Genomic DNA, 417 nt, shown 5'->3' with positions numbered 1-417 from the left:
GCCGCAGGTCTCGGCGCGGTGACGGAGGAGGCGGGCACGGTCGGTCCGGACGCCGAGGAACTCGATCCCGAGCCTGAGCCCGGAGCCGATGCACCGTCGACCGACGCGACGTCGGTGAGCGCACCGCAGACCACGGATCCAGCCGGGGCCGCGTCGAAGGAGACGGCAGCTGCGGAGGCGGGCGGCCGGAGCAACGCGCCGTCGTCCGCCGCGGGCCCCTCCACGGCGGGGTCCTCCGAGCAGCAGCGGTCGGGAGGCGGCACCTCGGTGTCCGCGCCCTTCGCCGCGAGCGCCCTGCCTCCGACAAGCGCCCTCCCTCCCCTGCCTCCCGCTCCCTCGGGACCCGACGGTGGGTCCTCCGGTACCGGTGCGGATTCCGCGCCGGGCGCCGTGCCGATCGCGCCGGACACCACCCCG

At 77.2% G+C, this 417-nt stretch carries 1 pseudogene; it reads left to right on the top strand.

What is annotated here, in order from left to right:
- Positions 1–417, top strand: a pseudogene (locus tag ACH61_RS18765) (hypothetical protein); the annotation flags it as partial.

Origin of the sequence: Rathayibacter tanaceti (assembly GCF_001634385.1) — a bacterium.
Lineage (GTDB): Bacteria > Actinomycetota > Actinomycetes > Actinomycetales > Microbacteriaceae > Rathayibacter > Rathayibacter tanaceti.
The sequence above is the reverse complement of the archived record's forward strand: the minus strand, read 5'-3'. Positions and strand labels throughout refer to the sequence as shown.